At 71.8% G+C, this 17,863-nt stretch carries 20 protein-coding genes; 15 read left to right on the top strand and 5 right to left on the bottom strand.

Annotation, left to right across the window (positions count from 1 at the left end; translation table 11 throughout):
- Nucleotides 1–19: 19 nt before the first annotated feature.
- Complete coding sequence (locus tag ABZ899_RS22060; RefSeq protein WP_361348651.1) at nt 20–799, bottom strand: SDR family NAD(P)-dependent oxidoreductase; 780 nt, start codon at nt 797–799, stop codon at nt 20–22.
- Between the two features lie 91 nt (nt 800–890).
- Entirely contained in the window at nt 891–1,226 is a 336-nt protein-coding gene (locus ABZ899_RS22055; protein WP_361348648.1) for a YnfA family protein, read from the bottom strand.
- A gap of 307 nt (nt 1,227–1,533) precedes the next feature.
- On the opposite strand from ABZ899_RS22055, the gene ABZ899_RS22050 reads away from it, so the two are divergent.
- Entirely contained in the window at nt 1,534–1,794 is a 261-nt protein-coding gene (locus ABZ899_RS22050) for a hypothetical protein (RefSeq protein ID WP_361348646.1), read from the top strand.
- Here ABZ899_RS22050 and ABZ899_RS22045 read toward each other — a convergent pair.
- Nucleotides 1,791–2,615 (bottom strand): helix-turn-helix domain-containing protein, encoded by an 825-nt coding sequence (locus tag ABZ899_RS22045; protein ID WP_361348643.1) that lies wholly within the window; start codon nt 2,613–2,615, stop codon nt 1,791–1,793. The two genes, ABZ899_RS22050 and ABZ899_RS22045, sit on opposite strands and share 4 nt — an antisense overlap.
- A gap of 62 nt (nt 2,616–2,677) precedes the next feature.
- Between ABZ899_RS22045 and ABZ899_RS22040 the strand changes: the two genes are divergently transcribed.
- The 5 genes from ABZ899_RS22040 (at nt 2,678) to ABZ899_RS22020 (ending at nt 7,307) form a co-directional block, all read left to right on the top strand.
- Nucleotides 2,678–3,268, top strand: a complete 591-nt coding sequence (locus ABZ899_RS22040; protein ID WP_361348640.1) for a TIGR03086 family metal-binding protein — start codon at nt 2,678–2,680, stop codon at nt 3,266–3,268.
- Nucleotides 3,269–3,333: 65 nt separating this feature from the next.
- The gene (locus ABZ899_RS22035; protein WP_361348637.1) at nt 3,334–4,428 is read left to right on the top strand and encodes an LLM class flavin-dependent oxidoreductase; all 1,095 of its coding nucleotides are present in this window, start codon (nt 3,334–3,336) and stop codon (nt 4,426–4,428) included.
- Nucleotides 4,425–5,024 carry a CE1759 family FMN reductase gene (locus tag ABZ899_RS22030; protein ID WP_361348634.1) on the top strand — a complete coding sequence of 200 codons (600 nt, stop codon included), beginning with the start codon at nt 4,425–4,427 and terminating at the stop codon, nt 5,022–5,024. The genes ABZ899_RS22035 and ABZ899_RS22030 overlap by 4 nt, the downstream gene beginning before the upstream one ends.
- 93 nt (nt 5,025–5,117) lie before the next feature.
- Nucleotides 5,118–5,846: a response regulator transcription factor gene (locus tag ABZ899_RS22025; RefSeq protein WP_361348631.1), complete on the top strand. Its 729-nt coding sequence runs from the start codon at nt 5,118–5,120 to the stop codon at nt 5,844–5,846.
- On the top strand, nt 5,847–7,307 hold the full coding sequence (locus ABZ899_RS22020; RefSeq protein ID WP_361348628.1) for a HAMP domain-containing sensor histidine kinase: 1,461 nt from the start codon (nt 5,847–5,849) through the stop codon (nt 7,305–7,307).
- A gap of 152 nt (nt 7,308–7,459) precedes the next feature.
- Here the strand turns inward: ABZ899_RS22020 and ABZ899_RS22015 are convergent, their stop codons facing one another.
- Nucleotides 7,460–7,882 (bottom strand): arsenate reductase ArsC, encoded by a 423-nt coding sequence (locus ABZ899_RS22015; RefSeq protein ID WP_361348625.1) that lies wholly within the window; start codon nt 7,880–7,882, stop codon nt 7,460–7,462.
- A gap of 95 nt (nt 7,883–7,977) precedes the next feature.
- On the opposite strand from ABZ899_RS22015, the gene ABZ899_RS22010 reads away from it, so the two are divergent.
- Nucleotides 7,978–8,286 (top strand): metalloregulator ArsR/SmtB family transcription factor, encoded by a 309-nt coding sequence (locus ABZ899_RS22010; RefSeq protein ID WP_361348622.1) that lies wholly within the window; start codon nt 7,978–7,980, stop codon nt 8,284–8,286.
- A gap of 292 nt (nt 8,287–8,578) precedes the next feature.
- Here ABZ899_RS22010 and ABZ899_RS22005 read toward each other — a convergent pair whose 3' ends face one another.
- Nucleotides 8,579–9,016, bottom strand: coding sequence for a hypothetical protein (locus ABZ899_RS22005; RefSeq protein WP_003974483.1), 438 nt, complete (start codon nt 9,014–9,016; stop codon nt 8,579–8,581).
- Nucleotides 9,017–9,600: 584 nt separating this feature from the next.
- Between ABZ899_RS22005 and hemL the strand changes: the two genes are divergently transcribed.
- The 8 genes from hemL (at nt 9,601) to ABZ899_RS21965 (ending at nt 17,862) form a co-directional block, all read left to right on the top strand.
- Nucleotides 9,601–10,935 carry a glutamate-1-semialdehyde 2,1-aminomutase gene (gene hemL / locus ABZ899_RS22000; protein WP_361348619.1) on the top strand — a complete coding sequence of 445 codons (1,335 nt, stop codon included), beginning with the start codon at nt 9,601–9,603 and terminating at the stop codon, nt 10,933–10,935.
- A 50-nt stretch (nt 10,936–10,985) separates the two neighbouring features.
- Complete coding sequence (locus ABZ899_RS21995; protein ID WP_361348739.1) at nt 10,986–11,669, top strand: histidine phosphatase family protein; 684 nt, start codon at nt 10,986–10,988, stop codon at nt 11,667–11,669.
- 146 nt (nt 11,670–11,815) lie between these two features.
- Nucleotides 11,816–13,138, top strand: coding sequence for a hypothetical protein (locus tag ABZ899_RS21990; protein WP_361348616.1), 1,323 nt, complete (start codon nt 11,816–11,818; stop codon nt 13,136–13,138).
- A gap of 66 nt (nt 13,139–13,204) precedes the next feature.
- The gene (locus ABZ899_RS21985) at nt 13,205–13,810 is read left to right on the top strand and encodes a TlpA disulfide reductase family protein (protein ID WP_361348613.1); all 606 of its coding nucleotides are present in this window, start codon (nt 13,205–13,207) and stop codon (nt 13,808–13,810) included.
- Nucleotide 13,811: 1 nt separating this feature from the next.
- Complete coding sequence (locus ABZ899_RS21980) at nt 13,812–14,579, top strand: cytochrome c biogenesis protein CcdA (RefSeq protein ID WP_361348610.1); 768 nt, start codon at nt 13,812–13,814, stop codon at nt 14,577–14,579.
- Between the two features lie 3 nt (nt 14,580–14,582).
- Nucleotides 14,583–16,304, top strand: a complete 1,722-nt coding sequence (locus tag ABZ899_RS21975; protein ID WP_361348607.1) for a cytochrome c biogenesis protein ResB — start codon at nt 14,583–14,585, stop codon at nt 16,302–16,304.
- A complete protein-coding gene (ccsB, locus tag ABZ899_RS21970) occupies nt 16,301–17,401 on the top strand; it encodes a c-type cytochrome biogenesis protein CcsB (RefSeq protein ID WP_361348604.1) in 1,101 nt (366 codons plus the stop codon). The genes ABZ899_RS21975 and ccsB overlap by 4 nt, the downstream gene beginning before the upstream one ends.
- 62 nt (nt 17,402–17,463) lie before the next feature.
- On the top strand, nt 17,464–17,862 hold the full coding sequence (locus tag ABZ899_RS21965; RefSeq protein ID WP_361348601.1) for a hypothetical protein: 399 nt from the start codon (nt 17,464–17,466) through the stop codon (nt 17,860–17,862).
- The last annotated feature ends 1 nt before the right edge of the window (nt 17,863 follow it).

The raw sequence follows: 17,863 nt of genomic DNA, 5'->3' as shown, positions 1-17,863 counted from the left end.
CTGACGAACCCCGCGGGGCTCACCGGGGCTCTCTGTGCACCTTGGTGTTGGAGGCCTGGGCCCGCGGGCGGACCACCAGCAGGTCGATGTTCACGTGGCTCGGGCGGGTGACCGCCCAGGTGATCGTGTCGGCGACGTCGTCGGCGGTCAGCGGCTCGGCCACGCCCTCGTAGACCTTCGCGGCCCTCTCGGCGTCGCCGCCGAAGCGGGTCAGCGCGAACTCCTCGGTCCTGACCATGCCGGGGGCCACCTCGACGACCCGCACCGGCCTGCCGACGATCTCCAGGCGCAGGGTCTCCGCCAGGACGTGGGCGCCGTGCTTGGCGGCGACGTACCCGGCGCCGCCCTCGTACGTGGCGTGGCCTGCGGTGGAGGAGACGACCACCACGGTGCCGTCGCCGCTCGCCTCCAGCCGGGGGAGAAGCGCCTGGGTGAGGTTCAGGGTGCCGATGACGTTCGTCTCGTACATCGTGCGCCAGTCGTCCGGGTCGCCGGTGGCCACCGGGTCGGCGCCGAGGGCTCCGCCCGCGTTGTTGACGAGGACGCCGACCGTGCGGAACGCGGTCGCGAACTCGTCCACGGCCGCGCGGTCCGTGACGTCCAGCGGGTAGGCGGTGGCGGAGTGGCCGGCCGCGGTGATCTCCTCGGCCAGCGCCTCGATCCGGTCCTTGCGGCGGGCGGTGAGGACCACGCGGTAGCCGGCGGCGGCGAGCTGCCGTGCCGTGGCGGCTCCGATCCCGCTGCTCGCACCGGTGACGACGGCGATGCGGGAGGCGGCGGACGGTGCGGCGGTGGCCATGGACTGCTCCTCGGGCGTACGCGGACGGGTTGCCGGCCTCGAAAGACTGTCCGGCCAGGATAGGCGGGCGGGGACCGGCGGTGTCGCGGCCCTACTGCCCCCGCGGGGCCCACATGATCACGGCCATGCCGGTCAGGCAGACCAGGGCGCCCGTGACGTCCCAGCGGTCCGGGCGGTAGCCGTCCGCGACCATGCCCCAGGCCAGCGAGCCGGCGACGAAGATCCCGCCGTACGCGGCGAGGACGCGGCCGAAGTGCCCGTCGGGCTGGAAGGTGGCGACGAAGCCGTAGGCGCCGAGGGCCAGGACGCCCGCGCCGGTCCAGAGCAGGCCCCGGTGTCCCCGTACGCCCTGCCACACCAGCCAGGCGCCGCCGATCTCGAACAGTGCGGCGAGCACGAACAGGGCGACGGAGCGAAGGATGAGCATGACCGCCAGCTTGGCATGCCGCCGCGCGGCCCCCACGTCACCTGTTGGACGCCTGCCGGCCGGGGCGCGGGGGATACATCGCTTCGACCTCGGTGGAAGGAGCGGACATGACGTGGTGGACGCGCGGTGTCGCGGTGGGCGCGACGGCGGTCCTGGCCGCGGCCGGCGGGACGGCTCCGGCGCCGGGCGCGCCGCGGGGTGTCGCCGCGGAGGTCGCCTATCACGGCTCGGCCGTGCTCTCCGGCGGTCTGGTCGGTGTGCGGTTCACCCCGCACCACCACGGCTCGGCGGGGTCCCGGAGTCGGTGGTGCGCATCCGCTGGTCGGAGCCGCCGGCGGACCGTCAGACGCTGCCGCCCACGTGCGCGCGGGCGGAGGAGCGGGCCGTGGTGTGCCGGGTCGGGGCGCTGGAGGCGGACGGCGTGGGGGAGCCGGTCGTGCTGCGGGTGCGGCTGCGGCAGGTGACGCCCGAGGTGCGGCTGGAGTTCGCCACCGTGGCGGACGGCGACCGGGCGGGCTCCGGGCAGCGGGTGCTGGTGCTGGAGACGGGCGACGCGTACGCCTTCTAGCCGTCCTGGTGCTCCGCGCGGGCGTACGCCGTCGGCGGGACTCCCACCGTCGCCGTGAAGTCCCGCACCAGATGGGCCTGGTCGGCGTAGCCGAGCTCGTGGGCGAGTGCGGCCCAGTCGACGCCGGCGCGGGTGCCGGCGTGTTCGAGGGCGTCGTGGATGCGGTAGCGCAGGATGCACCACTTGGGGCTGACGCCCACGTACGCGGAGAAGAGCCGTTGCAGGGCGCGCACCGACAGCCCGTGGTCGCGCGCGAGATCGGCGACGCGGCGGATCGAGCGGTCGGCGCGGACCCGTGCGGCCAGGTCGACGGCGAGGTCGGCCCGGGGGTCCGGGACGCGGGGGAGGGCGAGGAGGAAGGCGTCGAGGGCGGCCACCCGGTCCTCGTCCCGCACGGGGCCGACGACGGTGCGGGCGGTGTCGCCGGTGGCGCCGGGGAAGACCTCCGCGGCGGCGAGGACGCGGCCCGTCCAGCGGGACACCGGCTCCCCGGGGGCGTGGGGCCGGAAGCCGCCGGGCCGGAACTTCACCCCGCAGACCCGGCCCCGGCCGGTCAGCTTGCGGGTGTAGAGGCCGAGCGCGACGCCGGTGAGCTCGGCGTAGGGCGCGCCCTCGTCCTCGTCCCACTGGAAGGTGAGGTTGACGGACGGGTGCGGGACGACGTGGGAGGCATACGGCCCGGGCAGGTCCCAGTCGATCAGCCAGTACCACTCGACGTAGCGGCGCAGCGGCTCGGCGGGCGCGTGACGCCGGAACCGCACACGGCTGAGCAGTCCGGACGGGTCGACGATCCCCCGGGTGTCGTGGCGGGGTGCCTCCATGGCCGGATCGTACGTCGCGTTTGTTCAAGAGGGGCGGCCCTCGGTGTCCCTACGGTCGGGGCATGGACGCGAACAGGGTGGAGACGTACGGCATCGGTGAGCTGCTGGACCGGGCGTGCGAGCGGGCGGTGCCGGTGGTGCGGGCCGTGCCCGACGGGGCGCTCGCCGCGCGCACACCGTGTGCCGAGTACGACGTGAAGGCGCTGGTCAACCATCTGTTCCAGGTGGTCGTCCAGTTCCAGCGGCTGGCCGTGCGGGAGGCGGCCGACTTTGGGGAGACCCCTGATCTGGTCGGTTCCGAGCCGGCGTGGCGGGAGCGGCTGGCCGACGAGGCCCGCCGGACGGCCGCGGTCTGGTCGGCGCCGGGTGCCGAGGAGGGGACGACGGGCGCGATGGGGATGCCCGCGCGCCTCGTCGGCTCGATGGCGCTGCTGGACCTCACCGTGCACGCCTGGGACCTGGCGCGGGCGACGGGCCAGGACTTCCCGGGCTGCGACGCGGCCGTTCTGGCGGAGCTGGACGGGGCGGTGGCGACGCTGGAGCCGACCGCGCGGGCGATGGGGGTCTTCGGGGAGCCGGTGCCGGCGCCCGAGGGGGCCACCGCGTTCGAGCGGCTGCTCGCGCGCACGGGCCGGGATCCGCGCTGGGAATAGTCCACCAGGGGGCCGCCGTTCTCCGGGTATAGTTGAACCATAAACAACCTGGAGGGTGAGCGACCATGCAGTTCGGGATCTTCAGCGTCGGCGATGTCACGCCGGACCCCACGACCGGCCGCACGCCGACCGAGCGTGACCGCATCAAGGCCATGGTCGCCATCGCACTGAAGGCGGAGGAGGTCGGCCTGGACGTCTTCGCGACCGGCGAGCACCACAACCCGCCGTTCGTGCCGTCGTCGCCGACCACGATGCTCGGCTACATCGCGGCCCGCACCGAGCGTCTGGTCCTGTCGACCTCCACCACGCTCATCACCACCAACGACCCGGTGAAGATCGCCGAGGACTTCGCGATGCTCCAGCACCTGGCCGACGGCCGGATGGACCTGATGATGGGGCGCGGCAACACCGGCCCGGTCTACCCCTGGTTCGGCCAGGACATCCGCCAGGGCATCAACCTCGCCATCGAGAACTACGCCCTGCTGCACCGGCTGTGGCGCGAGGACGTGGTGAACTGGGAGGGCAAGTTCCGCAGCCCGCTCCAGGGCTTCACCTCCACGCCCCGGCCGCTGGACGGCGTGCCGCCCTTCGTCTGGCACGGCTCCATCCGCTCGCCCGAGATCGCCGAGCAGGCCGCCTACTACGGCGACGGCTTCTTCCACAACAACATCTTCTGGCCCGCCGACCACACCAAGCGGATGGTCGAGCTGTACCGCAGCCGGTACGCCCACTACGGGCACGGCACGCCCGAGCAGGCCATCGTCGGCCTCGGCGGTCAGGTGTTCATGCGCAAGAACTCCCAGGACGCGGTGCGCGAGTTCCGCCCGTACTTCGACAACGCGCCGGTGTACGGCCACGGGCCCTCGCTGGAGGACTTCACCGAGCAGACGCCGCTGACCGTCGGCTCCCCGCAGCAGGTGATCGAGAAGACGCTCGCCTTCCGCGACTACGCCGGCGACTACCAGCGCCAGCTGTTCCTGATGGACCACGCCGGACTGCCGCTGAAGACCGTGCTGGAGCAGCTCGACCTGCTCGGCGAGGAGGTCGTCCCCGTGCTGCGCAAGGAGTTCGCCGCCCGGCGCCCGGCCGGTGTGCCGGACGCGCCCACCCACTCCTCCCTGCTGGCCCGCCGGACGTCGGAAGAGGTGACCGTCGCATGAGGCTCGTCGTCGTGTCCGCCGGACTGAGCGTCCCCTCCTCCACCCGTCTCCTGGCCGACCGGCTGGCCGCCGCGGCCGGCCGGCAGGCCGAGGCGGACGTCGAGGTCGTCGAGCTGCGCGAACTCGCCGTCGAGATCGCGCAGAACTTCACCAACGGCTTCCCGGGCCGCCGGCTGGCCGCCGCCATCGACGCGGTGACCTCGGCGGACGGACTGATCGTCGTCACCCCGGTGTTCTCCGCGTCGTACAGCGGACTGTTCAAGTCGTTCTTCGACGTCATCGACAAGGACGCGCTCACCGGAATGCCGGTGCTGATCGCCGCCACCGGCGGCACCGCCCGGCACTCGCTCGTCCTGGATCACGCGCTGCGCCCGCTCTTCGCCCACCTGCGGGCCGTCGTCGTCCCGACCGGCGTGTACGCCGCTTCCGAGGACTGGGGCGCCGAAGGACTGGACGGACGGGTCGAGCGGGCGGCGGGCGAGCTGGCCGCGCTGATGCGGGGCCTGGCGGGAACGCGGCGGCCGGCCCCGGACGCCCTCACGGTGGTGCCGTTCGCCGAACAGCTCGCGGCCGTGTCCGACCGGTCCGGAGGCTGAGGGCGGGGGCCCGGACGTGAGATCCCAGTAAGAAGGGTGACCGTACGGGCCCCCTCGCCGCCCGCGGGCCCGGAGCCTTGGCACTATGAAGGCGTGGCCCACACTGTGCTCCTCGCCGAAGACGACCGCGCCATCCGCAACGCGCTGGAGCGCGCCCTGACCCTGGAGGGCTACCGGGTCACCGCGGTCGCCGACGGCGTCGAGGCGCTGGCCCAGGCCCACCGCACCCCTCCGGACGTGCTCGTCCTCGACGTGATGATGCCCGGCATCGACGGCCTCCAGGTCTGCCGGGTGCTGCGCGCCGAGGGCGACAACACGCCGATCCTCATGCTCACGGCGCTCGTGGAGACCCAGGACCGCATCGCCGGCCTGGACGCGGGCGCCGACGACTACGTCGTCAAGCCCTTCGACGTCGAGGAGGTCTTCGCCCGGCTGCGCGCCCTGCTGCGCCGCAGCGGCGAGACGAACGGCGCCGGGGCCTCCGCCGACGCGCCGCGGCCGGCCCCGGCCGGCGCCACCGGGCGGCTCATCGAGGCCGCCGGGCTGCGGATGGACCCGCAGGCGCGGCGGGCCTGGCGGGGCGAGCGCGAGCTGGAGCTGACCCGCACCGAGTTCGAGCTGCTGGAACTGCTCGTGCGCAACGCCGGCATCGTCCTGGACCACGCCACCATCTACGACAAGATCTGGGGCTACGACTTCGGCCCCGGCTCCAAGAACCTCGCCGTCTACGTCGGCTACCTGCGCCGCAAGCTCGACGAGCCCGGCGCCCCGCAGCTCATCCACACGGTGCGCGGCGTGGGTTACGTGCTGCGGGAGGACTGAGTGCGCGGACGGGCCCGCCGCCGGCTCGCACGGCTGCTGACCGGACACCGGCGCACCGGACTGCTCTCGCTGCGCGGCACCTTCGCGGTGTCCTTCGCCGCCGTCGCCGCCGTCGTCACCCTGCTGGTCGGCCTGCTCTCCTACACGGCGGCGGCCCGCCTGGTGCGGGTGGACCAGGAGAGCGTCTTCGACGAGGTCGTGCAGGACCTGCGGGGCGAGGTGCGGCAGCGGGCGATGACGCCGGGCGACTTCTCCTCCTCCGCGCCCGGCCACGACCTGGTGCGGCCCGCCCGTACCGACGTGCAGGTGCTGGGACCCGACGGAGCCGTCGTCGACCCCGGCAACCCCGGTCTGCCGGTCGAGGCCGCCGACCGGCGCGTCGCGGCCGCTCCGACCGCCGGGCGGATGATCCAGCACCGGGACGTCGACGTCGGCAGCGACGTCTACCGCGTCGCCACCGTCGCGCTCGGCGGTGGCCGGGGCGCCGTGCAGATCGCCCAGGAGTTCAGCGACACCGAGGACCTGCTGCGGGCCCTCCAGCAGCGGACCCTGCTGCTGATGGCGGCCATCGTCGTCCTCGCCGGGCTGTTCGGCTGGTGGCTGGCCCGGCGCATCACCCGCCGGCTCGTCGTCCTCACCGGCGCCGCCGAGGACGTCGCCCGCACCCGCCGGCTCGGCATCCAGGTCCCCGTCACCGGGTACGACGAGGTCGGCCGGCTGGGCCGGGCCTTCGACCGCATGCTGGGCCGGCTCGCGCAGTCGGAGGAGGACCAGCGGCGCCTGGTGCAGGACGCGGGACACGAGCTGCGGACCCCGCTCACCTCCCTGCGCACCAACATCTCCCTGCTGCGCCGCATCGACGAACTGCCGCCCGGCGCCCGCGAGGAGCTGGTCGCCGACCTGGGCCAGGAGGCCCGCGAACTGACCGACCTGGTCAACGAGCTGGTCGACCTGGCCGCCGGACAGTCCGACACCGAGCCGGCCCAGCGCGTGGACCTCGCGGAGATCGCCGAGGACGTCGCGGTGCTCGCCCGGCGGCGCACCGGACGGCGGATCGAGGTCCGCGCCTGCGGCGACACCACCCTCACCGGGCGGCCGGGCATGCTCCAGCGCGCCCTGACCAACCTCGTCGAGAACGCCGCGAAGTTCGACCGCGACGGCACCGCGCCCATCGAGATCGGCGTCGCCGGACCCGCCCGCCCCGGCACGGTGCGCGTCGAGGTCCTCGACCGGGGTCCGGGCATCGCCGACGACGACCTGATCCGGGTCTTCGACCGCTTCTACCGCGCCGCCGACGCGCGGTCCCTGCCGGGCTCGGGGCTGGGCCTGTCGATCGTGCGGGAGGTGGCCCTCGCCCACGGGGGCGCCCCGTTCGCCTTCCACCGGGAGGGCGGCGGCACGGCGATCGGGTTCACGGCGGGGCGGCCGGTCGACGCGAGGGTCTCCCGGCAGCTGCCGTGAGGTGCGGCCCGTCCGCCGGGATCGGGGGCACCCGGCCATGTCGTGAGGCGCGGTGGCCATCGGCAGGGGCCTGAGCTGGGCGCGGGCGGTGCGGTGGGCGGCGGTGTATCAGGCGGGGGCGGAGCCGATGACGACGACCTCGCGTACCTCGCTCACGCCGTCGCCTCCGGCTTCACCGGGGCGATCTCGGCGATCAGACCCTCGACCAGGGTCCTGATCTCGTCACGAATGGGGCGGACGGCCTCGACGCCCTGGCCGGCCGGGTCCTCCAGCTCCCAGTCCAGGTAGCGCTTGCCGGGGAAGACCGGGCAGGTGTCGCCGCAGCCCATGGTGATGCAGACGTCCGACGCGCGGACCGCGTCGACGGTGAGGATCTTCGGCGTCTCCTCGGAGATGTCGATGCCGACCTCGGCCATGGCCTCGACGGCGGCCGGATTGACCTGGTCGCCGGGGGCGGAGCCGGCGGAGCGGACCTCGACGCGGTCGCCGGCCAGGTGGGTCAGCCAGGCGGCGGCCATCTGGGAGCGGCCGGCGTTGTGGACGCAGACGAACAGGACGGACGGCTTGTCGGCCATGATGATCGTTCTCTTTCGTCGTACGGCGGATCCCAGCCGCCCATGACTTCAGCCCTCGCTGGTATCAGCGAACGGTGATGTGACAGTATCAGCGCATGCTGACTTCAGCCGATGCTGATGTGATCCGGGTGCTGGGCGATCCGCTCCGCCTGAAGATCGTGACTCTCCTGGCGCGCGAGACGCTCTGCACGACGCACCTGGTCGAGGAGACCGGAGCCAGGCAGACCAACCTCTCCAACCACATGAAGGTGCTGCGCGAGGCCGGGATCGTCGAGACCGAGCCCTGCGGCCGCTTCACCTACTACAAGCTCAAGCCCGAGGTCCTGGCCGGCCTGTCCGAGCAGTTCGCCGAACTCGCCGCCTCCGCCCGCACCGCCGCCGAGAACAAGAGGGCCTGCCCGTGACCTCGACCGAGCCCACCACCGCGCGGATCGAAGTCCCGGTGCTGATCGGCCTGGTCCATGTCGCGCTCGTCTGGCGCAGGAAGTACACCAACGGCGCGGTGACGACGGCGTCGTGACGCGGCACACGGGCGTGGGGGTGGCCGGCGGCCGGGCACGGCTCGCAGCCGGCCATCATCTGGCGGGAGGACCGCGTCTCGGACGACGTGCACGTCGGGAGGACCGCCTGACGGCCCCTACCGGCACGGAAAGGGGCGAAGCCCGCAGACCCCGCCCGGCCTCCACGAGACCCGGCTCAGGGCCACACCAGGCAATACGGCTGATGCCCCGCCTCGTGGAGCCGGTGTGAGAAGTCCTGCCACTCGTGGAGCAGCTGGTACACGTTGAACGCGTCCCGGGGGCCGCCCCGGTCCGGGACCGTGGACCAGATGAAGGCCGCCGCGCCCACCGCCTCCTCGCCTATGCCGCGCAGCGGGTCGACGACCGTCATCGGCAGTTTGACCACGGCGTAGTCGGGGTGGAGGACGACCAGCTCCAGGGGCGGCACCTTGTGCAGGGGCACGCCTTCGATGCCCGTCAGCACCATGGCCGCCATGGTCTCCGGCTTGATCTTGGTGAACATGCCGTTCATGCCGAGTTCGTCGCCGCCGAGTTCCTCGGGGCGCATCGAGATCGGGACGCGGGCCGCGGTCGCGCCGTCCGGAGCGCCGAAGTACTTGTACGTCACCCCCACCCGACCACCATTCCTGCTCCCCGCCCTCAGACGGTCGACCCGGCTGTCGATCCGCCGGTCGAACGGCTCGTGCTCACTCGGTACACCCGTCGCATCTGGCATACCTGGTACAACGTGTCCCTGGCGTACTTCGTTCGAATCCTCCGCGTCGCGTCGGTGCCTTCCCCGCCGGGCACGTCGAGGACCCAGGTCATCGGTCCCCTCGCCCAGTCCGCCACCGCGATGCATATCTCCACCCGACTGCTGTTCTAGGACGCGTGGCGCCCGCCGCGCAACCCGATCATCGTGTCAGTGACCTCCCCCACGGCCGCCCGCCGAAACGTGCGGCGAAACACCTGTCCGCGAGATGTACCCGGTCCCCGATCACCACCGCCCGTATGAGCTGTGTGTATCACGCCCAGTCTCGCAGATCACCCATCGGTGACGAGGGGGTACGGAGGGACACAGGGGTCGGGGAGGGTGGCCCGGGCGCCGGTGGCGGCTCGCGGCCGCCGGTGGGCCCTGGCCTACCCTGAGGAGGTCACAGGCAACCGGAGTCCCGGACCCTCTCAGAAGGTCGGAAAAGGTCGGAGTAGTCGCAGGTCATGAGCGAAGCGCCCTCTTCAGGAACGCCCTATCCATACGATGCGCCCGCCTCGCAGGCGCTGTTCGACCGTGCGGCCGCCGTGACGCCCGGCGGTGTGAACTCCCCGGTGCGCGCCTTCCGCGCGGTGGGCGGTACGCCCCGGTTCATGGTGTCCGGCAGCGGCCCGTACCTGACCGACGCCGACGGACGCGAGTACGTCGACCTGGTCTGCTCCTGGGGACCGATGATCCTCGGGCACTCCCACCCCGAGGTGATCGCCGCCGTGCAGGAGGCCGTCGTCCGCGGCACCTCCTTCGGCACGCCCGGTGAGGGCGAGGTCGCGCTCGCCGAGGAGATGGTCGCCCGGATCGAGCCCCTGGAGCAGGTGCGGCTCGTCTCCAGCGGCACCGAGGCCACCATGTCGGCGATCCGTCTCGCCCGCGGGTTCACCCGGCGCTCCAAGGTGATCAAGTTCGCCGGCTGCTACCACGGGCACGTCGACTCGCTGCTCGCCGCCGCCGGATCGGGCGTCGCCACGTTCGCCCTGCCGGACACGCCCGGTGTCACGGGCGCCCAGGCCGGCGACACCATCGTCCTGCCGTACAACGACCTGGAGTCGGTGCACGAGGCGTTCCACCGCTACCCCGGCGAGATCGCCTGCGTCATCACCGAGGCCTCGCCCGGCAACATGGGCGTGGTCCCGCCGCGGCCCGGCTTCAACCAGGGCCTGAAGGACGCCTGCGGCAAGAACGGCGCCCTGTACATCTCCGACGAGGTCATGACCGGCTTCCGCACCAGCCGCGCCGGCTGGTACGGCGTGGACGGGGTCAAGCCCGACCTGATGACCTTCGGCAAGGTCATGGGCGGCGGTTTCCCCGCCGCCGCGTTCGGCGGCCGGGCCGACGTGATGGCGCACCTCGCCCCCGCCGGGCCCGTCTACCAGGCCGGCACGCTGTCCGGGAACCCGGTCGCCACGGCCGCCGGTCTCGCCCAGCTGCGGCTCCTCGACGAGGCCGCCTACGACACGATCGACGGGGTGTCGAAGACCGTCCAGGCGCTGACCACGGAGGCCCTCGCCAAGGAGGGCGTGGCGCACCGGCTGCAGAACGCCTCCAACATGTTCTCCGTCTTCTTCACCGACCGCGAGGTGCGCTCCTACGAGGACGCCAAGCGCCAGGAGTCGTTCCGCTACACCGCGTTCTTCCACTCGATGCTGGCGCAGGGCGTCTATCTGCCGCCCTCGTCGTTCGAGTCCTGGTTCGTGTCCACGGCCCACGACGAGCGGGCGATCCAGCGGATCGCCGACGCCCTCCCGGCGGCGGCCCGAGCGGCGGCGGAGGCCACGGCGGAATGAGCGACACCTCCCGCGACGACACGCCCACCTCCGAGCACTCCGGGACACCGATGACCGACAGCACCGACATCACCGTCGTCCACCTCATGCGGCACGGCGAGGTGGCCAACCCCGACGGCGTCCTCTACGGCCGCCTGGCGGGCTACCACCTGTCCGAGCTCGGCCGCCGGATGGCCGACCGGGTCGCCGAGCACCTGGCCGACCGGGACGTGACCCACGTCGGCGCCTCCCCGCTCGAGCGCGCGCAGGAGACCGCCACCCCGATCGCCAAGGCGCACGGGCTCGACCTCGCGACCGACGCCCGGCTCATCGAGGCCGAGAACGTCTTCCAGGGCAAGACGTTCGGCGTCGGCGACGGGGCGCTGAAGCGGCCGGAGAACTGGAAGTACCTGGTCAACCCCTTCAAGCCGTCCTGGGGCGAGCCGTACGTCGAGCAGGTCGTGCGGATGATGGGCGCGCTCGAAGCCGCCAAGGACGCCGCGCGCGGGCACGAGGCCGTGCTGGTGAGCCACCAGCTGCCGATCTGGATCCTGCGCAGCCATGTCGAGAAGCGGCGGCTGTGGCACGACCCGCGCAAGCGGCAGTGCACGCTCGCGTCGCTGACGTCCTTCACCTACCAGGGCGACCGGATCGTCTCCGTCGGCTACTCCGAGCCGGCGATCGACCTCGTCCCCGAGCATCTGCGGGCCGGGGCCAAGCCGGTGCGGGGGCAGAGCAAGGGCTTCGGCGCCTGACCCACGGCCCGGGTCAGGGCCCGGGTCACACCCGGGACACGCGGGTGACATTGCTCGCAAATCCTCCACAGTACGGCGGGAACCGGCCCGTTCCTCGTGCCCTCTGACTGGGTGACCACCTGAGCAGCACGACGGACGGGGCAGCCATGCGCGACATCAGCCGACGGGGAGTCATCGGACTCGGTGCGGGAGCGGCCGCGGCCCTCTCACTCGCGGGATGCGGCGCGGCCACGTCGTCCGGCGGGTCGAAGGACAGCGCGGGCTCCGGCGGTTCCGGCGCCCCCCGGGACAACCGGCACGGCTCCCAGGCCGACCGCGCCCGCCCGATAGGCGACGGCTCCACCTCCTACACCGGCAAGCAGCCCCACCAGCCGGACGCGCCGCAGCCGCTGGAGCCGGGTCAGGAACCGCCCCAGTTCGTCGTCTTCTCCTGGGACGGGGCCGGCGAGGTCGGCAACGGCCTCTTCCCGCGCTTCCTGGACCTCGCCCAGGAGCACGGCGCGCACATGACCTTCTTCCTCTCGGGGCTCTATCTGCTCCCCGAGTCGAAGAAGCGGCTGTACGAACCGCCGAACAACCCGCGCGGCGCCTCCGACATCGGCTACCTCACCGACGACCACATCAAGCAGACGCTGAAGAACGTCCGGCGCGCATGGCTCGACGGGCACGAGATAGGCACCCACTTCAACGGGCACTTCTGCGGCGGCAGCGGCACGGTCGGCAACTGGACCCCGCAGCAGTGGCGCAGCGAGATCGACCAGGCCAAGTCCTTCGTCAAGGAGTGGCGCACCAACTCCGGCTGGACCGATCTGCCCTCCCTGCCGTTCGACTACGACAAGGAGCTCGTCGGCGGCCGCACGCCCTGTCTGCTCGGCCAGGACAACCTGCTGCCCACCGCCCGTGAGCTGGGCTGGCGCTACGACGCCTCCTCGCCCGGCGGCCGGCAGGTGTGGCCGGTGAAGAGGAAGGGGCTCTGGGACCTGCCGTTGCAGCAGATACCTTTCCCCGGTCGTTCGTTCGAGGTCCTGTCGATGGACTACAACATGCTCGCCAACCAGTCGGTCAACTCGACGAACGCTCCCAGCTACCGCCACCCGGCCTGGCGCGAGCAGTCGGCGCAGGCGTACATCCAGGGATTCAAGCGGGCATACAAGACAAACCGCGCACCCTTCTTCATAGGCAACCACTTCGAGCAGTGGAACGGCGGCATCTACATGGACGCCGTCGAGGAGGCGCTGAAGCACATGGCGCGGGAGAAGGAGAAGGGCGGCGACATCCGGCTCGTCTCCTTCCGGCAGTTCGTGGACTGGCTGGACGTCCAGAAGCCTGACATTCTCGAAAAGTTGCGCACACTGGAGGTCGGGCAGAAGCCCGCCGGAGGCTGGAGCGCCTTCACCGGAGGCGGCGCCACGGGCGGCTCCGGGACCCCGTCCGGCGCCTCGTCCACGGAGTCCGCGAACGCTGCCTGATATGCGGTTTTGCGCCCGAGAGGGGGGTGCCCAAGATCCCCCGTACGGGCATGCGAAACTTTTCACATGAGTGCCGCCCGCCGCGCCCGCAGCCATACCGCTTCGCTCGCCGTCACCAGCGCCGCCGCTGCCGCGCTGGCTCTGTCCGCGTGCAGCTCGGGCGGCACCTCGGGCGGTGGCGGGGACACCCACTTCGTCGCCGGCGGCAACGGCGTCGACACCGTGAAGCGGGGCGAGCGCGCCGCGGCCCCGACGCTGTCCGGCGCCACCGTCGACGGCGAGCGGCTCAGCACCGCCGACTTCAAGGGCAACGTCCTCGTGGTCAACGTCTGGGGGTCGTGGTGCCCGCCCTGCCGGGCCGAGGCGAAGAACTTCCAGACCGTCTACGCCGACCTCAAGGACCGGGGGGTCCAGTTCGTCGGCATCAACACCCGGGACACCAGCACCACCCCGGCGAAGGCCTTCGAGAAGGAGTTCGGGGTCACCTACCCGAGCCTGTACGACCCCACCGGCAAGCAGATGCTCCGCTTCGGGAAGGGCACGCTCAACCCGCAGGCGATCCCCTCCACCCTCGTCATCGACCGGGACGGCAGGATCGCCGCCCGGGCGCTGATGCCCCTCGGTGAGGACACCCTGCGGGACATGATCAAGCCCGTCCTCGCGGAGAAGTGACGTGAGCGCACTCACCACACTCGCCGCCGACCCGAACCAGACGGTGATGAGCGGCGCCCTGCTGATCGCGCTGCCCGTCGCCCTGCTCGGCGGCCTCGTCTCCTTCTTCTCGCCCTGCGTCCTGCCGCTGGTCCCCGGCTATCTCTCCTACGTGACCGGGGTCACCGGCACCGACCTCGCCGAGGCCCGGCGTGGCCGGATGGTCGCCGGCGCCTCCCTGTTCGTGCTCGGCTTCACCGCGGTCTTCGTCTCCAGCGGAGCGCTCTTCGGGTACTTCGGCGACAACCTCCAGGCGCACAAGGACGTCCTGTCGAAGGTGCTGGGCGTCCTCATGATCGGCATGGGTGTCTTCTTCATGGGCCTCATGCCCTGGATGACCCAGCGTGAGTTCCGCTTCCACCGGCGGCCCGTGACCGGGCTGATCGGCGCGCCCTTCCTCGGCGCGCTGTTCGGCATCGGCTGGACGCCCTGCATCGGCCCCACCCTCACGTCCGTGATCGCGCTGTCGTACAACGAGGCGAGCGCGGGCCGCGGCGCCCTGCTCACCGTCGCCTACTGCCTCGGCCTCGGGGCCCCCTTCGTCCTCGCTGCCGTAGCCTTCCGCAAGGCGCTCGGCGCGTTCGCCTGGGTCAAGCGGCACTACGTCTGGGTCATGCGGATCGGCGGCACGATGATGATCGTGACCGGTGTGCTGCTGCTGACCGGCGCCTGGGACCGCATCGTGCAGGAGATGCAGGTCTGGTCCAACGGCTTCACTGTGGGGATCTGATCGATGAGCGACACGACCGACAAGGCCTCCCCGGCCGTCCCCGAGGGCCAGGACCTGGGCGCCGCCGGTTCCCAGCTCTCCACCGCCCCCGCCGAGGACGCCCCGAACCTGCCGTCGCTCGGTGTCGTCGGCTGGGCCCGCTGGTTCTGGCGGCAGCTCACCTCGATGCGGGTGGCGCTCCTGCTGCTCCTGCTGCTGTCGCTCGGCGCGATCCCCGGCTCGCTCATCCCGCAGACCGGTATCGACGAGACGAAGGTCGCGGCCTTCCGCCAGGCGCACAAGACGCTCGCGCCCGTCTACGACAAGCTCGGCCTCTTCCACGTCTACAGCTCGGTGTGGTTCTCGGCGATCTACATCCTGCTGTTCGTCTCCCTCATCGGCTGCATCGTGCCGCGCACCTGGCAGTTCGTGGGGCAGCTGCGCGGCCGGCCGCCGGGCGCGCCCAAGCGGCTCACCCGGCTGCCCGCCTACACCACCTGGCGCACCGAGGCCGAGCCCGAGCAGGTCCGCGAGGCCGCGCTCGCCCTGCTGAAGAAGCGCCGCTTCCGCGCGCACCTCGCCGGTGACGCCGTCGCCGCCGAGAAGGGCTATCTGCGCGAGGTCGGCAACCTCGCCTTCCACATCGCGCTCATCGTGATGCTGGTCGCGTTCGCCTGGGGCCAGCTCTTCAAGTCCGAGGGCAACAAGCTGATCGTCGAGGGCGACGGCTTCTCCAACACCCTCACTCAGTACGACGACTTCAAGTCCGGAAACCTCTTCAGCCAGGACGACCTGGACCCGTTCAGCTTCACCCTGAAGGAGTTCAAGGGCACCTACGAGGCGACCGGCCCCAACCGCGGCACCCCCCGCACCTACGAGGCCGACCTCACCTACAGCGAGGGCGCCGACGGCCGGGAGAAGAGGACCACCGTCAAGGTGAACGAGCCGCTGGAGATCGGCGGCTCCAAGGTCTACCTCGTCAGCCACGGCTACGCCCCCGTCATCACGGTCCGCGACGGCAAGGGCAACGAGGTCTTCCACGACGCCGTGCCCCTCCTTCCGCTCGACGGGAACGTCACCTCCACCGGCGCGATCAAGGTCATGGACGGCTACCGCGACGCCAAGGGCGAGCGCGAGCAGCTCGGCTTCCAGGCCTTCCTGCTGCCCACCTATGTCCCGGGCAACGAGCTCACCTCGCAGTTCCCCGCGCTGCTCAGCCCGATCATGAACGTCGAGGCCTACCACGGTGATCTCGGTGTCGACTCGGGCCTCCCGCAGAGCGTGTACCAGCTGGACAAGAAGCACCTGAAGGGGTTCAAGGACGACAAGGGCGCGCAGCTCAGGAAGAACCTGCGGCCCGGCGAGACCCTGACCCTCCCGGGCGGCGCCGGCTCGATCACCTTCGAGAAGGAGATCAAGGAGTGGGCCGGCTTCCAGGTCGCCCGCCAGCCCGGCAGCGGCTGGGCGCTTGCCGGCGCCCTCGCGGCGATCTTCGGTCTCGCCGCCTCCCTGTTCATCCAGCGCCGCCGGGTCTGGGTGCGGGCCACCACCGGTGACGACGGCCTCACCGTCGTCGAGATGGCCGGCCTGGGCCGCAGCGAGTCCGCGAAGGTGCCCGAGGAACTGGGCGACCTCGCCGGGATCCTCTACGACCTGGCCCCCGGGGCAGCCGCCCCCGAGGACACCGACGACTCCTCCGATACCCCCGACCCCCAAGCCGTACCTGCCGAAGGGGCTGAGAAGTGACTCTCGCCGCCGCAACCGATCTGGCCGCCGCCACCAACGAGAACCTGGCCAGTGTCAGCAACACGCTGATCTACTCGTCGATGGCCGTCTACACCCTGGCCTTCTTCGCGTACATCGCCGAGTGGCTCCTCGGCAGCCGCAGCAAGGTCGGCCGCACCGCCGCCGCGCTCACCCCGGCCACGTCCGCCAGGGCCGCGGCACCCGCCGTCACCGTGACCAAGGGGGGCTCCACGGCCGTGCTGGAGCGGCCGAAGGTCGTCGTGCGGGCCGCCGCCGGACAGCGGGACGTGCCGGACGGGCCCGGCGCGCACGGCGGGGACGAGCAGGGCGACCTCTACGGGCGTATCGCCATCTCCCTCACCGTCCTCGCCTTCCTCGTCGAGTTCGGCGGGGTGCTCACGCGGGCCCTCTCGGTGCAGCGGGCGCCGTGGGGCAACATGTACGAGTTCAACATCACCTTCTCCACGGTCGCCGTCGGCGTGTACCTGGGGCTGCTCGCGCTGAAGAAGAACGTGCGCTGGCTCGGGCTGTTCCTGATCACCACGGTCCTCCTCGACCTCGGTCTCGCCGTCACTGTCTTGTACACCGCCAGTGACCAGTTGGTTCCCGCCCTTCACTCGTACTGGCTGTACATCCACGTCTCCACGGCGATCTTCTGCGGCGCGGTGTTCTACGTCGGCGCGGTCTCCACGCTGCTGTACCTCTTCAAGGACGGCTACGAGACCAAGCTCGCGAACGGCGGCACGCCCGGCCGCTTCGCGAACTCCGTCCTGGACCGGCTGCCGTCCTCGGCGTCCCTGGACAAGTTCTCCTACCGCGTCAACGCGGCCGTCTTCCCGCTGTGGACGTTCACGATCATCGCGGGCGCCATCTGGGCGGGCGACGCGTGGGGCCGCTACTGGGGCTGGGACCCCAAGGAGACCTGGTCCTTCATCACCTGGGTCGCCTACGCCTGCTACCTGCACGCCCGCGCGACGGCCGGCTGGAAGGGCCGCAAGGCCGCCTACCTGGCCCTGGTCGCCTTCGGCTGCTGGCTGTTCAACTATTACGGCGTCAACATCTTCGTCTCGGGCAAGCACTCCTACGCCGGCGTCTGAGCCGCGGCGGGCGGGCGCCGCCCACGGGTGCGCGCCGGGTCCCGCGGGGTCAGGCTGGTGTCATGACCGGTTCGATAGAACAGGGCACCAGCCAGGCCCACGGGAACACGCACATCCTGCACTTCCTGGTGCGGCTGCCCCGCCCGATGGACGCCGTCTGGCCCTACCTGGCGACCGGGGACGGCCTCGCGTCCTGGTGCACCCCGGCCGGCGTACTCGAACCCCGGCTCGGCGGCACGATCGACCTGGGTGAGCTGGGCAGCGGGCGGATCACCGCCTGGGACGTGGACCGGGTCGCCGAGTACACGGGGGACCGGGGCCGGATCAGGTTCCACCTGGAACGGGACGGCGAGGACGGGGCGGCCCTGCGCTTCACCCACGAGTTCCAGGGCGAGGCCGAGACGGAGCAGCGCTGGCGGTCCCGCTTCGAGCGGCTGATCGAGCGCCTGACGCGCGGCTAGC

This window comes from Streptomyces sp. NPDC046859, assembly GCF_040645135.1.
In the GTDB taxonomy this organism is placed as follows: domain Bacteria; phylum Actinomycetota; class Actinomycetes; order Streptomycetales; family Streptomycetaceae; genus Streptomyces.
This window is presented reverse-complemented; position numbering and strand designations above follow the sequence as displayed.

What these genes read in the sequence shown, in the direction of transcription:
- ABZ899_RS22060 (WP_361348651.1), bottom strand. Translation starts at nt 799, where the DNA reads ATGGCCACCGCCGCACCGTCCGCCGCCTCCCGCATCGCCGTCGTCACC.
- ABZ899_RS22055 (WP_361348648.1), bottom strand. Translation starts at nt 1,226, where the DNA reads ATGCTCATCCTTCGCTCCGTCGCCCTGTTCGTGCTCGCCGCACTGTTC.
- ABZ899_RS22045 (WP_361348643.1), bottom strand. Translation starts at nt 2,615, where the DNA reads ATGGAGGCACCCCGCCACGACACCCGGGGGATCGTCGACCCGTCCGGA.
- ABZ899_RS22040 (WP_361348640.1), top strand. Translation starts at nt 2,678, where the DNA reads ATGGACGCGAACAGGGTGGAGACGTACGGCATCGGTGAGCTGCTGGAC.
- ABZ899_RS22035 (WP_361348637.1), top strand. Translation starts at nt 3,334, where the DNA reads ATGCAGTTCGGGATCTTCAGCGTCGGCGATGTCACGCCGGACCCCACG.
- ABZ899_RS22030 (WP_361348634.1), top strand. Translation starts at nt 4,425, where the DNA reads ATGAGGCTCGTCGTCGTGTCCGCCGGACTGAGCGTCCCCTCCTCCACC.
- ABZ899_RS22015 (WP_361348625.1), bottom strand. Translation starts at nt 7,882, where the DNA reads ATGGCCGACAAGCCGTCCGTCCTGTTCGTCTGCGTCCACAACGCCGGC.
- ABZ899_RS22010 (WP_361348622.1), top strand. Translation starts at nt 7,978, where the DNA reads ATGCTGACTTCAGCCGATGCTGATGTGATCCGGGTGCTGGGCGATCCG.
- hemL (WP_361348619.1), top strand. Translation starts at nt 9,601, where the DNA reads ATGAGCGAAGCGCCCTCTTCAGGAACGCCCTATCCATACGATGCGCCC.
- ABZ899_RS21995 (WP_361348739.1), top strand. Translation starts at nt 10,986, where the DNA reads ATGACCGACAGCACCGACATCACCGTCGTCCACCTCATGCGGCACGGC.
- ABZ899_RS21990 (WP_361348616.1), top strand. Translation starts at nt 11,816, where the DNA reads ATGCGCGACATCAGCCGACGGGGAGTCATCGGACTCGGTGCGGGAGCG.
- ABZ899_RS21985 (WP_361348613.1), top strand. Translation starts at nt 13,205, where the DNA reads ATGAGTGCCGCCCGCCGCGCCCGCAGCCATACCGCTTCGCTCGCCGTC.
- ABZ899_RS21975 (WP_361348607.1), top strand. Translation starts at nt 14,583, where the DNA reads ATGAGCGACACGACCGACAAGGCCTCCCCGGCCGTCCCCGAGGGCCAG.
- ABZ899_RS21965 (WP_361348601.1), top strand. Translation starts at nt 17,464, where the DNA reads ATGACCGGTTCGATAGAACAGGGCACCAGCCAGGCCCACGGGAACACG.